The following is a 14,414-nucleotide window of genomic DNA, read 5'->3' on the forward strand; positions in this document are numbered from 1 at the left end:
GCTTGAGGCGCGCTTGTCCGGGACGACATCGAGTGGTAGGCGCGAGCATTCTTCATCAAAATCCGTATTTCACCGCACCACGCACCCTCTGGCTCTCGATGCCGCTGATAGAGCTCGTCAGCAGATATTCGAGATCGAGGCTGAGTGCGTTACCGACATCGGCTTTCACGGAAAGTCCGCCGGTCATGGTGTCGCGCGCCGTCGGGGTCCCGCTGAGCGTATAGCCGGAGGTCAGGCCGGCGAGATCGACGTAGTTCAGGCCCTGCACATAGCCGCCGTCGAAGGCGTGCCGCCATTCCGCGCGGACGGCTGGCGTCAACAGGCCCCAGTTCTGCAGCATCGGATAGGCGAGGCGGCCGCCGAGAACGCTGGCGACGCTGGTCGTGCTCATCCTGTCATAGCTCAGGGCCCATAGGCTCGAGCCGGTCTCGTTGTAGGCGCCCAGCGTGGCATTCACGATATCGACGCGGCCGTAGCTCGAAAGCTTCCAGCCGTCCCATCGGGAGACATGGCTCACGCCGACCGTGCCGAAGAGCTGGCTGCCCGAGCGCTGGCTGTCCAGCATGACGTTGCCGTCACTGGACCACCGTTTGCCGTCGAAACGGAGCCAACCATAACCGCCGGCGACATCCAGATAGGTGTGGGGCAGGAAGTTCCAGCTTGCATAGATCGTCGCGTTGAAGCTGCGCGCATCGATCCTCGATCCGTCCGTTCCGATCTTGTTGTGGTCGAAGCCGAGACCGAATGCGGCGCCCGCCTTGAGGCCGTCGGTGACGGTTCGATCGAAACCGAGCGTCAGTCCGGAGGACGTGAAGCGGTTGTCGTAGCTGTTGTCGCCTTGCAGCCTGCCGAAGCCAACCGTTCCGAATGCCCAGACATTGAATGGCAGCAGATTGGCCTTGTTGATGCGCTCGACCGCCTGAGGGAGCGCGGCGGCGAGCTGGTTGACGGCACGGCCGGCGTCGGACTGCGACGTCAGGCTCGTGCGGATCGGCAGATCGTCGGCGTAGCTGAGGGCCTGTGCCGCTGCGGACCGGTCGTTGAAGAGGCCGGCCGCCCGACGGTCGATTTCGGAATTGCTGGCCGATGCGCCGGACGGGCCTGCGGCCGCGATCGGGCCGGAGCCGGGTGCGCCATCATCCGCATCGTGCAGGCCTTCGAGACGCTGGAATATGTTACCGATCTGGGTCTGGCCGAAGCGGACCGCGGTCGAGACCTGCGAGGCGACGGTTCCACGGACCGCCACGCTTGTGCCGGGATCGGAGCGTCCGACCGTGAGCGAGATAGCGTTTGACGTGGCAGCGGCATTGTTGCCGTCACCGGCATAGATCGCGACAATCGAATGCGCGCCCGACGCCAGAGGCAAGGTCGTGAAGGATGCAGCCGAGCCGGAGATCGTCGCGGTGCCCAGCACGATCGTGCCGTCCTTGAAGCTAACGCTGCCGGTCGGGGAAGCGCCTCCGGACAGTGTCGCCGTCAGGGTGACGGACTGGCCGGCCGCAGGCGCGCTCGCCGAGCTCGATACGGCGATCGAGGGCGCGGCCTTGCCGATCGTCAGCGCGATCGCGCTCGATGTTGCCGAGGCATTGCTGCCGTCGCCGCCATAGATCGCCGTCAGGGAATGGGAGCCCACGACAAGTGTCGATGTTGCGAACGTCGCGGTCGCGCCCGAGATGGTCGCCGTACCGAGCGTCGTCGTGCCGTCCTTGAAGGTGACGGAGCCTGACGGCGAGGAGCCGCCGGAGAGCACCGCGGTGAAGACCACCGACTGGCCGGCGGGTGCCGAAGTCGACGAGCTGGACAGCAGGATCGAGGGCGATGCCTGGCCGACGGTCACGGCGATCGCACCTGACGTCGCGGCGGTATTGCTGCTGTCGCCGGCATAGACGGCGGTGATGGAATGGCTGCCGGCGGTCAGCGCGGAGGTCACGAGGATTGCGGTCGAGCCCGAGACCGTCGCAGTGCCCAGCGTGGAGGCGCCGTCCTGGAATGTCACGGTGCCGCTCGGCGAGGAGCCGCCGGACAATATTGCCGTGAACGTCACCGACTGGCCGGCGGCCGGCGACGTCAACGAGGCCGATACCGAGATCGAGGGTGACACCTTGGCGACGGTGACGGTGACGGCGCCGGAGGTCGCCGCGGCATTGCTGCTGTCCCCGCCATAGGCCGCCGTGATGCTGTGCGCGCCGATCGCGAGCGCCGCCGTCGTGAAGGTTGCCGTTGTGCCCGAGATCGCGGCTGAGCCGAGGACGGTGGCACCGTCGTTGAAGGTCACTGTGCCGCTCGCCGATGATCCTCCCGAAACCGTGGCGGTGAAGGTGACCGACTGTCCGGCGGACGGCGAAGCTGACGAAGCCGCAAGCGCGAGTGAGGCCGAGGCCTTGCCGACGGTCACCGTCACGGCGGTTGACGTCGCCCCGGCGTTGCCGCTGTCTCCGCCATAGACCGCGGTGATCGTGTGTGTTCCGACCGCAAGCGCTGCGGTGGTGAAGGTTGCGCTCGAACCCGCGATCGCGGCGGAGCCGAGGATAGTGGCTCCGTCCTGGAAGGTCACGGTGCCACTTGGCGACGATCCTCCTGAGAGCGTTGCCGTGAAGGTGACGGACTGGCCGACAGCCGGCGCCGTCGATGACGCCGCGAGCGAGATCGAAGGTGACGCCTGGCCGACCGTCACCATGATCGCACTGGAGGTGGCCGTGGCGTTGCTGCCGTCGCCGCCATAGACGGCGGTGATCGCATGTGTGCCGACCGTGAAGGCGGAGGTCGTCAGCGTCGCGCTCGCGCCCGAGATCGTGGCGGAGCCGAGCACAGTGGCGCCATCCTGGAAGGTCACGGAGCCGGTCGGCGAGGAGCCGCCGGAGAGTGTTGCCGTGAAGGTCACGGACTGACCGACGGTCGCCGCGCTCGACGAGCTGGAAACGGTCAGCGACGGCGAGACCTTGCCGACCGTGACGGTGATCGTGCCCGAACTTGCCGAGCCGTTGCTGCCGTCGCCGCCGTAAATTGCGGTGATCGGATGCGCGCCGACCGCGAGCGACGAGGTCGTGAAGGTTGCAGTCGAGCCCGAAATCGTGGCCGCCCCCAGCGTCGTGGAGCCGTCCTTGAAGGTCACGGAGCCGGTCGGCGAAGAGCCTCCGGAAAGTGTCGCCGTGAAGATCACCGATTGGCCGAGCGTCGGCGACAGCGAGGAGCTCGAAATCGAGACAGACAGCGATGCGCTGCCGACCGCCACCGTGATGGCGTTGGAGGTCGCGCCGGCATTGTGGCTGTCGCCGCCATAGACGGCGGTGATCGTATGCGATCCGGTCGACAGCGACGATACCGTCAGCATCGCGGCCGATCCGGAAACGGTGCCGGAGCCGAGCGAGGTGGCTCCGTCATAGAAGGTGACAGAGCCGCCCGGCGAGGTGCCGCCGCTGAGCGAAGCGACCAGTGTCGCGGGGTCGCCAGCGCTGGTTGACGTCGACGATGCGCCCAGGGTGACGGTCGGCGCATCCTGCGTGATCGTCACGGTGACCGAGCCCGACGTAACCGACGCGTTGGTGGTGTCACCGTTGTAGGTCGCGGTGATCGTGTGCGAGCCGACGGACAGCGACGACACCGCCAGGATGGCGGTCGTCCCGGAGATGGTGGCGCTGCCGAGCTGGGTCGCGCCTTCCTGGAAGGTGACGGTGCCGCTCGGCGAGGCCCCGCCGGTCAGGGTCGCGACGAGTGCAACGGATGAGCCGTAGCTTGCCGAAGAGGACGAGGCGGCGAGCGCGATCGAAGGCGTGATCTGGGCCACCGTGACCGTGGTGGAGCCGCTCGTAGCCGAATTGTTGTTGGAGTTGCCCGAATAGCTTGCGGTGATCGCGTTTGCTCCGACCGGCAGCGAACTGACCGTCAGGCTTGCTGTCGTCCCCGAGAGAGACGCGGTGCCGAGCGACGTTCCGTTGGCGTAGAAGGTGACTGTTCCGCTCGGCGAATAGCCTCCGCTCAGCGTCGCCGTCAGCGTCACCGAATTGCCGTAGATGATGGAGGAGGACGACGACGAGACGGACAGTGTCGGTGACGCCTTGTCGATCGTGATCTGGTAGGGGATGCTGCCCCAGCCCAAGCCGAGGGGAGTGGCATCCGAAGGAAGATTGCCGGACCCGGTCATGATCGATATGAACCCGAGATAGGTGCCTGCCGCCGTCGGGGTGCCGTTCATGGCAACGGAGCATGTGTCGCCGCTCGACGTATTCGAAATCGTCACCCCCGGCACGAAGGGGGGCATATCCGAAATCTGGCACTCGATGTCGTCGGTATAGATCGTGACGCTCTGCGAGTACGCGGTTCCGATCGTTCCGTTCGGGAGTGTTCGGAGGGCATGGGCCGGCGCGCTCGCGCAGAAGAGCAGAACGGCGGCCAGCCAAAGGCTGACAACAGCGTTTCGAACGGTGCGAGGCAGCACCGTCGCGATCGGCTCTGCATGGGCGAATGACGATGTCGCTCGCGTGGCGCGGCCCCTCTCAAGGTGCCCGCCGTGCGCGACCACGTCGAAACAATCGGAATGCATGCCCTGTCCCCGTCGTTCGGATCCCGCGCGATTGACGTCGCAGGGATTGCGCAGGCGAGGAGAGGGGTCGTCAGCGGAGGTGATCCGCCAACGCTCGATATCTCACACACCTGAGATCGTCTTGTCGGGTCTGGTAGGCGACGGACGGCAAATCCACCATCAACGCGGATTGATCCTGGGGATCGGGCAGCCGCTAGTCGCATTCCTGCGACAGCGCCAATTGTCCCGGGGCTGTTCGGTCCAAAGTGGCGCGATCGCAGATCGTCAAGGCGACGATGTGAACGACCAGGAAGGCGGCGGCCACGGCCAGCAGCCAGCCCATCTCGTCCTGGGCTCGAGGCCGCGCGGCCGACCTTGCTCGCGCTGGCTTGCCTGCAACGTTCATGTCCGTCCCCCCGGCATCCGTGTGGAACTCTTGATGTGTGATTGCTGCTGATCCCGCGACGCCGGCGTCGTCTTTAGAACCCGATCCTGACGTGCGCGCGCCCGCGCTCGCTGCGCGCGTTCTGTGCGATCAGTTCGTCGAGCTGGATGCCGAGACTGACGGACCGGTTCACCTGCAGCTCGAAGCCGAGACCGAGCAGGGCCTGGTCGCGCTTTTCCGCCGAGCCGAACAGGCTGTAGATAGTCGTCGGATCGAAGCTGTAGGCGATCGCTTGCGCATAGGAGCCGCTGAGGCTGCGGCGATAGGCGAGCTCGAAGCTGGATTTGAGCGCGCCGGCGGAAGTGTCCGTCACATGGCTGAACCTGGTCCCGAGCACGCCCGCGAGATCGACGGCCGAGGTCTGGTCGAAGGCGAGATTGTAGACGCCCGCACCGGTCTCGACATAGCCGTCGAGCCGGATCCATTGCAGGTCGAGCCGCGCATAGGGGGCGATCTTCCAGCGGCCGACCTTGGTCTCGTGGCTCACCGACAGCGAGCCGAACAGGTCGTTGGCGCCGCGATGTCCGGAGCCGAAGGCCTGCGCGGAGGTGTCGTAGCGATAATTGCCGAGCCTGCCGACGGCATAGCCGAGGACCGCGTCGATGAACCAGTGCGGCGCGACGCGGTAGCTGGCATAGGCCTGCGTGGACCAGACATTGGCATTGATGTGCGAGCCGTCGCTGCCGATCGTCGCATGGTCGATACCGAAGCCGACGGCGACACCGGCCTTCAGGTTGCGCGAGAGACGCGAATCGACGCCGGCGGTGAGCCCGGTGGAGGACACGTTGTATTTGGCGTCGGCGTAAGTGGTATCCCGGCCGAACTGCAGCGCGCCCGCGGTCCAGTAGCGCAGCGACGAATCGGATCCGGCCGGCACGGGCACGGCCTGTTCATCCCTCGACTTTGGCCGGGCCTGCGCCACGTCGGATGCGGAGACCGTCCTGTCCCCGGCATCCGCCGGCAGGCCAGACTGTCTCTGCGGCACCGGCATCTGCGCGAAGGAGGCCCTGTTGCTGACCAGGGGCACGTCGTCATTGTGCAGCTCGATCAGCCGGTCCTGCACATTGTCAATCTGCTGCTGCCCCATCACCTGCACGGTATGAACCTGGAAGTCGACCATCGCTTTCACGGTTGGATCCAGGGTCGGATCCGGCATGGCCGCGTAGCGATAGATGGCCGTGCCCGTGGCCGAGCCGAGCGGCGTCGTCACGGTGACATCGACCGCGCCTGCCGCGTGCGGCGGCGTCACCACCGATATCTGCGTCGCGCTCAGCACCGTGAACCCGAGCACGTTCACGCCGCCGAACTTGACCGACGTGGCGCCGGTGAGGTTCAGCCCGATGACGATGGTCGTTTGCTGTCCGGCGATCGGGCCCGATGCCGGATTGGTGCTGGTCACCACGGGGCCAGGACCGGGGCCGGGGTTGGGAGCGGCCGTACAGGTGACGGTGACGTCGATCTGCGACGGCAGGCCTTCGCTCAGGGAGCGCCAACTGAAGGTCTGCGTGCCGGTCACGGTCACGGTGACCTGCAGCGTGCCCGACGCCGCGCTGGAGCCGTCGGCATAATGGCCGCCGACACCGAGCTCGATGCCGTAGAAAAGGGTCGTGTCGACGACGAACGTGTAGTTCAGCTTGATGATGTCACCCGCGGTCAGCGACACCGTGGTGTCGGACTGGTGATCGGCCCCGCTCACATTGAAGGTGCCGGCATTGATGTCGGCGCAGGTGGTCGCCGCGAGCGCGGCGCCGGCACCAAGGGCCTGGACCAGGACGAACAGCACGATCGCGCGCGACACAGCCCGGGCCGCCGCCGAGGTCGCCTGCTTGAGGCGGGTGAGACGCGCGCGCGTGCCGTGACAAAAGAAAGCCATAACCCAATTCCCACTCGTCCAGATCCCCGGCCGCGATTGGCTGTAGCGCGGGACCGCGCGACTCGACGTCGGACGTGTCTGAGATCGACTGAAAGGGGCTCGTAGGCGAACGGGATCAAAACGGCCATCAACGCCGGTTGATCGTCCTGTCGGCCGAGACAAGCGAGCCCCCGACTTTGGCTCTGGACGAGGGCGGATCAACTCTGCAATGGAAGAGCTCCAGAGTGAATGAGCGCGGGGATAGGCCGGGATGCCGGCGGTAGAATTGGACCTTCAGGGACGCATCGGGACGAGCGGCGAGTTTCTTGACCCGAGGACGGAGGCGGCATTCTCCGAGAGCGGTTGGCGGTCGGCGCGCGCGATGGCCCTGCTGTGCGTTCTGGCCGACACCGTCGCGAGCCTGTCATTCGTACCGCTCGACGTCATGACGCTGAGCGGCTCGCGGCTTGCGTTCTTCCTGGAAGTGCGGCTCCTGATTGCGGTTGCCGCGGTCGCTGCCGTGCTGGCCCTGCTGCGGACGGGCGGATATGTGCGCATCGTCGCGATCACCTACGCGCACCAGTTTGCGTTCTTCACCCTCAACGCGCTGGTCTTCAACCATCCGAGCCTGACCCGTCACGGCGGATTGCTGCTGCCGCTGATCGCCATCGCGCTCAATCTGTGCCTGCCCGGGCGGTTTCGCTGGGTGGCGCTGATGAGCGCCTATGCGCCGATCGTGAGCCTGTTGTTCTGGGCGGTGCTCAGGCCGGATCCGGAGAGCCCGCTCGATCTCACGATCATCGGGCTGGTCGTGGCGGTCGGCTACGTTGTCGGTGCGGTGGCGCGTACGCAGTTCAACCGGCTGCGGCGCGAGGAATATCTGCGCATCGCGCGCGAGCGGCAGGTCAACCTCGATCTGCGTGAAGCCAAGGACGCGGCGGAAGCGGCCGCGAACGTCAAGGCCGACTTCCTTGCGGTCATGAGCCACGAGATCCGCACGCCCATGAACGGAATCCTCGGCATGGCGCAACTGGCGCTCGACGAGCCGCTGCCACCGTCACAGCGCAAGCGCCTGTCGATCATCAAATCGTCGGCGGAGGGGCTGCTCAACATCCTCGACGACATCCTGGACATCTCGAAGCTCGAACGGCAGGCCGAGGTCTACGAGCGCGCGCCGTTCGACCTCCGGCAGAGCCTGCGCGAGATCGTCAATCTGATGACGCCGCGCGCGCACGAAAAGGGGCTGAGTCTCCAACTGGAGCTCTCGCCCCTCGTGCCGCAATGGGTGCTCGGCGATCAGTCGCGCGTCAGACAAATCCTGTTCAACCTGATCGGCAACGCCGTGAAGTTCACGAGCCAGGGCAGCGTCACCGTCGAGGTGACGGCAGCCGGATCGCGGGACGGGGCGCGGATCAGTTTCTGCGTGTCCGATACCGGCATCGGGATCACGCCCGAGCAACGGGCGCATCTGTTTCAGGCCTTCGGGCAGGCGGATGCGTCGATCCGGCGACGCTTCGGCGGCACGGGGCTCGGACTTGCCATCTGCAAACGGCTGGTCGACGGCATGCACGGGGAGATCGACGTCGAGAGCGCGCCGGGAGAGGGCAGCCGCTTTCGGTTTTGCCTGCCGTTGCCGGCGATCGATGAACCCGCTGACGGCGATGCGATCGGCGTAGCGGCGCCGCAGGTCCGGCCGCTCAATCTGCTGCTCGTCGAGGATCTCCTCATCAACGCGATGGTCGCACGCGGGATCCTGGAAAAGGCGGGGCACAGCATCGCGCTCGTCAGGTCCGGCGAGCAGGCGCTCGAACTGGTGCGGAGCGCCAGGTTCGACGCGGTCCTCATGGACATGCAGATGCCTGACGTGGACGGGCTGGAGGCGACGCGCCGGATCCGGGCCCTGCCGCCGCCGCTCTGTCAGGTCCCGATCGTCGCCCTGACGGCCAACGTCATGTCGGAGGATGTCGCCGCCTGTCTTGCTGCGGGCATGGACGGCCATCTGGCGAAGCCGATCGACGTCGCAGCGCTGCACGCGGCGATCGAGGCGGCGCTGGAGGCCCGGCACTGGCCCGCATCCGGCCCGACTGCATCCCTGAAGGCCGGCGGCGACGTTCTCGTCGTGGGCGATGCGCGCAAGGCAACGCACGGTCCGCTTGGGGATCTGGGATTTCGCGTCTTTCCGGCGCAATCCTTCGAGGCCGCCGGGACGATGGTGGCGGCGCGAGAATTCGCGGCGATCGTTGCCGTCGCCCCGCCGCCGGGCTTTCTGCGATCGCTGCGCGACCGCGCTGCGGGAGAGGGCATGTTCATCGTCGGCGTTCCCGCCGAAGGAGACGCCGCGCGGCTGCTCGAGGAGGGCGCCGACCTCGTGCTTGCCGCGACGCTCGTGCCCGACGACATCGCCTGGAAGATCGGGGCCTTTCTCGCCTCGCAGCAGGCGTCCGGATCGTTCGCGCTCGAAGAGGTTTTTGAGCGCGACCGCATCGATGAATTGCAGGGCCTGTTCGCCACCAGCCTCAAGGAGCTGGACCGCGCGCTGGCACGAGGCGACCTGGCACCGAAGGATCTTGCAGGCGTCGCGCACCGCATCAAGGGAAGTGCCGCAAATCTGCGAATGCCGGAACTGGCCGCGCGCGCCGATGACGCGCTGACGGCGGCAAGGGCCGCCGGAGCCAGCCGCGGCGGTCTCGACGAGGCGGTCCGGGCGCTGCGACGGCAGATCGCCCTCGTCCTGAGGGAATTGGATGCCGCCGGGCAGAGCAGGCTGGTGCCCGCTTCCATCAACAGCGAGCTTGAAGGGGCCGATGTCGACGATCGTACTCGTGGTTGAGGACGCGCCGGAGATCCGGCTGATGCTGACCTCGTTCCTCCAGGAAGAAGGCATGGTCGCCCATGGCATGGCGACCGGCGGCGAGCTGCGCGCGGGGCTCGCGGCGCTGAGGCCCGACATCGTCCTGCTCGACATCAACCTGCCCGATGCCGACGGCATTGCGCTCGCACGCGAATTGCGGCTCGGCGAGCAATGCGGGCTGATCTTCGTCACCAGCCGGGATTCCGACGACGACGTTCTTTCGGGGCTGGAGGCGGGGGGCGACGACTATATCTCCAAGCCGATTAACCTGCGTACGCTGCTGGCCCGCATCCGCAGCGTCCTGCGCCGGACCAAGGAATCGGTCGTCACCTTCGACGGCTGGATTCTCGACCCGGTCCGGCGCGAGCTGTTTCGTCCCGACGGCAGCATGGTCAAGCTGACCTCAGGCGAATTCAACATCCTCGCCGCCCTTGCTTCGCAGATGACGCGGCCGCTCAGCCGCGATTTCCTGCTCGACGTCATCTCCAATCGCGACCCCCGCGAGATCAGCGAGCACACGGTCGACAATCTGATCGTGCGGCTGCGGCGGAAGATGCAATATGACGGAACGGCGGCGCCGATCGCAACGGTGCGCGGCGTCGGCTATGCGCTGATTCCGGTGCAGCAGCCGGCCCGCACCTGACGGACATTGATGCGGACCGTCCCGGGCATCTCGGCCCGGTCAGACCGGGATCGCGCGCACCGCCGCCCCGATGCAGATCGCAGCCATGATGGATGGCAGCGCCCAGCGCATCTGCCGCCTCAGTTCATCGATCATGGCCGCACTGAGCGCCCCGGTGCGACGTGACAGGGTATACAGCGACATGTCGACGATCAGGACCACGATCAGGTACATGTAGCCGAGAGAGATGATCTGGGCGACCGGCGTGTTGAGCGAAATGCAGCCCGGAAAACTCGATTCGAACGTGAAGCTGATGGCCGCGAGCGCGAGCAGCGACGAGAAGATCAGGCTGCCCTTGTCCTTCGAGATCAGATCCGGCGCCCACAGCACGAAAACCGATACCGCCAGCACGGCCATGATTGGCACAAAGATGCGCAGGAGATAGTGCGTCGAGATCCGCGCGAGCGTCATGGTCACGTCGAGCTTGGAATAGCTGCGGGCGTTCCAGCCCATCGCATCGCGGTTGGCGAAGCGCAGGCCGGCGGCGCGCCAGTCGACCGATGCGGTGGTATCCTCGATCCCGGAGATGTCTCGATCGGCTTCGGTGGAAATCAGGATGGCGTCCTGCGCCGCGTGGCGCGGCAGAAAGAACGAGAGCGTGAGATCCTGGCGATCGAAGGGGAAGGCGCTGAGGTTGAGGCCGAAGCGAAAGCGCGCTTCGTAACGCTCGATGAGCATCACTTCGCCGTTGGCATAGGTCGACGTGGCTACCGTGCGAGCCTCCGGCTCGCCGATGCGATTCTCGATTTCGAGGCCGGGCGTCCAGATCGATTTCAGATACGCGTCGGCATCCGCACCCGTGCGATCGAGGCGGCCGAAGCCTATCGTGACCGGATCGAAGGCCTGCCGATGGTCGGTCCAGCGCTGCGTGACCTCGACGAACAGGCGTCCCTCTCCAACGACCTCCTTGATGGAGAGCACCTTGAGGATTCGCACCGCGACCCGCACTCGCACCGGTAGCTGTGCTCCCGCGGGCAATTCGGTCTGAGCGGCCTCCGCTGGCGCTGCAACGAGACAGAACAACGCCAGGAAAAGGCTGAGGATGCGGGCGAAGGGTCTCATGGCCATGCCCTGCCGCGAGCGCGCGTGGCGCGGAACAGAAGCGCGAACGCCATGAAGGCGACGATGCCGCCGCAGATCGCCACGACGCGCAATTCGGTGCGCGAGCGTCCGAGCTCGGTGCCGTAATCAGCCTTGAGCGCGATGGAGAAGCCGATCATGCGGCCGCTGAAATCGACGAGCGGCCGCGTGATCAGGTCATAGCGGCGGCCCTCAATCGTCGGCGCGGCGGCCACGCTGTCGTGCGCCGGACGCAGCGGCATCGTCTTCAGCAGCGAGGAGAACAGCCGGTCGTCGGTCGACATCGCCAGCACGAGGTCGCCGAAGGCAGGCAGCTTGGGATCGAGCGCGATGCCCGCAAGCGAGGGGACGACGACAATCGCAATGTCGGCGTTGGACGTCGCCTTGACGCTCTCGATCAAAGGCTTCAGATCGAGGCCGACTTCGACCGTGCCGACCATGGCGCCCTGCTGCTCGACGATGGTCGCCCCGCGCAGGCCGATTCCGGCAACGCCGATCTCGAGTCCGACCTGCGGGCGCGTGGTACGATTGGCGGCGACGATCATCGGGCGAAATCCGGAGATGTCGTCGTCGAATTGCTCGGGCTTGTGGACACGCAGGAAATAGCGAATGTTCTTGTCCTGAAAGCCGAAGATCTGCACGCCGGCCTGCTGGTGAAGATGGGCAAAGGTTTCCGCGGACTGGCGCATCAGTTCGGCCCGGTCACGCGCAGCGAGCGCCTGGCGGATCGTCGCACGCCGCGCCGTGACCTCGGCCAGCGCCAATGCGAAGCGGCCGCCGCGGTCGAAAGCGGTGGAGAGCTCGCCGTTGACGAGCCGCATCTCGTCGCCACGGACGCGGGTTCCGATCTCGATCTCGTAGCCGTCGGCATACCAGAGCATGACGCCGAAGGCGGCCGCGATCACGGCGACCACGATTGCGGCGAGCATTCCCGAAAGGCCGCGTGACTGGTGAGCGCGTTTGAAATCGAGCCGCTCCGTCGCCGCGGCTGGAGTGGAAGTTTCGGTCGCGAGCATATGGAATTTCCGTGGCGGCGGACGTGAGACGGCGGCGCAGCACTCTACCCGCTGCGCGTGGCGGCAAATATCAATGGGCGTTGATGTAAGCTTGAAATCCGCCAGGATGCGCGGCGGGCCGCGGCGCTAGCCGAGCCGCTGGTCCCGCACGTCCTGCGTATCTTCCGTTGCGGCCTTCACGGCGGCCTTGGCCGCGCCCTTGCCGGCGCCCTTGCGGCTCGCGATCTCCACCGCCTTGCGGCCGGAGATCTCGTGGCCGGCGTCCGCAGGCATCTGCCAGAAGAACCAGCTCGAAGCCGCCGAGGTCAGCGCCACCACGACGAAGGCGGGCGCGAACATGGTGGCGTTGAGCTCGCTGACATGGCTGAGCCACATCGTCGTCTCCACGGAAGCCGCGCCGACCGCGACGCCGGCGGAGACCGCGAGCTGCTGGTTGACGCTGACGAGCGTCGTGGCGCGGCTCATCTGCGGGCTTTCCACGTCGGCATAGGCGACCGTGTTGATGGCGGTGAACTCGAGCGAGCGGAAGAAGCCGCCGACCACCAGGATCACCATGATGATAAGCAGCGGCGTCGTCACCGTGAACAGCGCGCAGACGCCGAGGAAGAACGCGCTGACGATCGCGTTCACCGTCATCAAATTGCGGAAGCCGAAGGTACGGATGATCCGCGCCGCCAGCGTCTTCATTCCCATGGCCCCGAGCGAGGAGGCGAAGGTGACGAGACCGGAATGGAACGGCGACAGGCCGAAGCCGATCTGCATCAGCAGCGGCAGCAGGAACGGCAGCGCGCCGATGCCGAGACGGAACAGGAAGCCGCCGAGAATCGCCGCGCGCAGCGTCGGCAGCTTGAGCAGCGAGAAGTCCAGCACCGGCGATCCCGTCCGCCGCGCGTGCAGGACGTAGAGCGTCATCGAGATCGCGCCGCCCACGACCAGCGCGGCCACCGTGCTCCAGGGCAGGAGGTTGAGCCCGGCGACGGAGAGACCGAACGCGATGCCGGCAAGGCCGATGCCGGCGAGCACCATGCCGTAGAGATCGAACGGCTCCTGCGTCTCGCTCTTGATGGGATCGATGAACTTCAAGGCCATGAAGATGCCGAGCAGCCCGATCGGGATGTTGATCAGGAAGATCCAGTGCCAGGACGCGTAGGTCGTGATGAAACCGCCGAGCGGTGGTCCGATCACCGGGCCGATCAGGGCAGGGACCGTCACCCAGGCCATGGCATTGACCAGCGCGCTCTTGTCGACCGAGCGCAGCAGCACGAGGCGCCCGACCGGCGTCATCATCGCCCCGCCCATGCCTTGCAGGATGCGCGCGAACACGAAGTCGGTGACCGAGGTCGAGAGCGCGCAGCCGACCGAGCCGACCATGAACACGCCGACCGCGATCGCGAACACCATCCGCGCGCCGAACCGGTCCGCGGTCCAGCCGCTCGCCGGGATGAACACCGCGAGCGACAGCAGGTAGGAGGTGATCGCAAGCTTCAGCGTCAGCGGGCTGGTGCCGATGTCGGCCGCAATCGCCGGCAGTGAGGTGGCGATGACGGTCGAATCCATGTTCTCCATGAAGAGAGCAGTGGCCACGATCAGCGGAATGATGCGTTGCTTGTCGACCATGACGGATCGGTAATGAAAATCGGAAGAATGGGCGAGGGTTGCGGCTTAACACCGTCGCCCGGCCGGGACCATTGCGGATCGACGCATAGCACCTAAATGCTGTGCTCGCTCCTTCGTCATTCCGTGGCGCGCCACTTGGCGCGAGCCCGGAATCCATCGCCCCGCGGGGGCCGCTGCGGGATGGATTCCGGGCTCGCGACTTCGTCGCACCCCGGAATGACGGTGGTGCCAGGCTGCCCACGCCGAATTTACCCTAAAAAAGCCTGTGCATGGCTGGCCAGCGGCTCGAATTGCTTTGATTCGTCACGCGGGCGTGCTATCGACCCGCGTCAACCCCACCGATGGGCTCCGA

8 protein-coding genes are annotated in these 14,414 nt (G+C 66.3%); 2 read left to right on the forward strand and 6 right to left on the reverse strand.

The annotated features are described in order from the left end of the window. Positions 1-55: 55 nt before the first annotated feature. From JQ635_RS08415 to JQ635_RS08425, 3 genes are all read right to left on the reverse strand, one after another. Positions 56-4,192 (reverse strand): Ig-like domain repeat protein, encoded by a 4,137-nt coding sequence (locus JQ635_RS08415; protein ID WP_211409390.1) that lies wholly within the window; start codon positions 4,190-4,192, stop codon positions 56-58. Between the two features lie 541 nt (positions 4,193-4,733). Continuing rightward, on the reverse strand, positions 4,734-4,925 hold the full coding sequence (locus tag JQ635_RS08420) for a hypothetical protein (protein WP_211409391.1): 192 nt from the start codon (positions 4,923-4,925) through the stop codon (positions 4,734-4,736). Between the two features lie 73 nt (positions 4,926-4,998). Continuing rightward, positions 4,999-6,837: an autotransporter domain-containing protein gene (locus JQ635_RS08425; RefSeq protein ID WP_211409392.1), complete on the reverse strand. Its 1,839-nt coding sequence runs from the start codon at positions 6,835-6,837 to the stop codon at positions 4,999-5,001. A 361-nt stretch (positions 6,838-7,198) separates the two neighbouring features. On the opposite strand from JQ635_RS08425, the gene JQ635_RS08430 reads away from it, so the two are divergent. Next, positions 7,199-9,646: an ATP-binding protein gene (locus JQ635_RS08430; protein WP_211409393.1), complete on the forward strand. Its 2,448-nt coding sequence runs from the start codon at positions 7,199-7,201 to the stop codon at positions 9,644-9,646. Further along, a complete protein-coding gene (locus JQ635_RS08435; protein ID WP_211409394.1) occupies positions 9,621-10,310 on the forward strand; it encodes a response regulator transcription factor in 690 nt (229 codons plus the stop codon). The genes JQ635_RS08430 and JQ635_RS08435 overlap by 26 nt, the downstream gene beginning before the upstream one ends. A 39-nt stretch (positions 10,311-10,349) precedes the next feature. Here JQ635_RS08435 and JQ635_RS08440 read toward each other — a convergent pair whose 3' ends face one another. The 3 genes from JQ635_RS08440 to JQ635_RS08450 form a co-directional block, all read right to left on the reverse strand. Further along, positions 10,350-11,411 (reverse strand): neurotransmitter-gated ion-channel ligand-binding protein, encoded by a 1,062-nt coding sequence (locus JQ635_RS08440; protein ID WP_211409395.1) that lies wholly within the window; start codon positions 11,409-11,411, stop codon positions 10,350-10,352. Beyond that, a complete protein-coding gene (locus tag JQ635_RS08445) occupies positions 11,408-12,445 on the reverse strand; it encodes a cache domain-containing protein (protein WP_211409396.1) in 1,038 nt (345 codons plus the stop codon). The genes JQ635_RS08440 and JQ635_RS08445 overlap by 4 nt, the downstream gene beginning before the upstream one ends. Positions 12,446-12,571: 126 nt before the next feature. Beyond that, on the reverse strand, positions 12,572-14,062 hold the full coding sequence (locus JQ635_RS08450; RefSeq protein WP_211409397.1) for an MFS transporter: 1,491 nt from the start codon (positions 14,060-14,062) through the stop codon (positions 12,572-12,574). Positions 14,063-14,414 lie beyond the last annotated feature (352 nt).

It is taken from the genome of Bradyrhizobium iriomotense, assembly GCF_018130765.1.
Lineage (GTDB): Bacteria > Pseudomonadota > Alphaproteobacteria > Rhizobiales > Xanthobacteraceae > Bradyrhizobium > Bradyrhizobium iriomotense_A.

What these genes read in the sequence shown, in the direction of transcription:
- JQ635_RS08415 (WP_211409390.1), bottom strand. Translation starts at nt 4,192, where the DNA reads ATGAACGGCACCCCGACGGCGGCAGGCACCTATCTCGGGTTCATATCG.
- JQ635_RS08420 (WP_211409391.1), bottom strand. Translation starts at nt 4,925, where the DNA reads ATGAACGTTGCAGGCAAGCCAGCGCGAGCAAGGTCGGCCGCGCGGCCT.
- JQ635_RS08425 (WP_211409392.1), bottom strand. Translation starts at nt 6,837, where the DNA reads ATGGCTTTCTTTTGTCACGGCACGCGCGCGCGTCTCACCCGCCTCAAG.
- JQ635_RS08430 (WP_211409393.1), top strand. Translation starts at nt 7,199, where the DNA reads ATGGCCCTGCTGTGCGTTCTGGCCGACACCGTCGCGAGCCTGTCATTC.
- JQ635_RS08435 (WP_211409394.1), top strand. Translation starts at nt 9,621, where the DNA reads ATGTCGACGATCGTACTCGTGGTTGAGGACGCGCCGGAGATCCGGCTG.
- JQ635_RS08440 (WP_211409395.1), bottom strand. Translation starts at nt 11,411, where the DNA reads ATGAGACCCTTCGCCCGCATCCTCAGCCTTTTCCTGGCGTTGTTCTGT.
- JQ635_RS08445 (WP_211409396.1), bottom strand. Translation starts at nt 12,445, where the DNA reads ATGCTCGCGACCGAAACTTCCACTCCAGCCGCGGCGACGGAGCGGCTC.
- JQ635_RS08450 (WP_211409397.1), bottom strand. Translation starts at nt 14,062, where the DNA reads ATGGTCGACAAGCAACGCATCATTCCGCTGATCGTGGCCACTGCTCTC.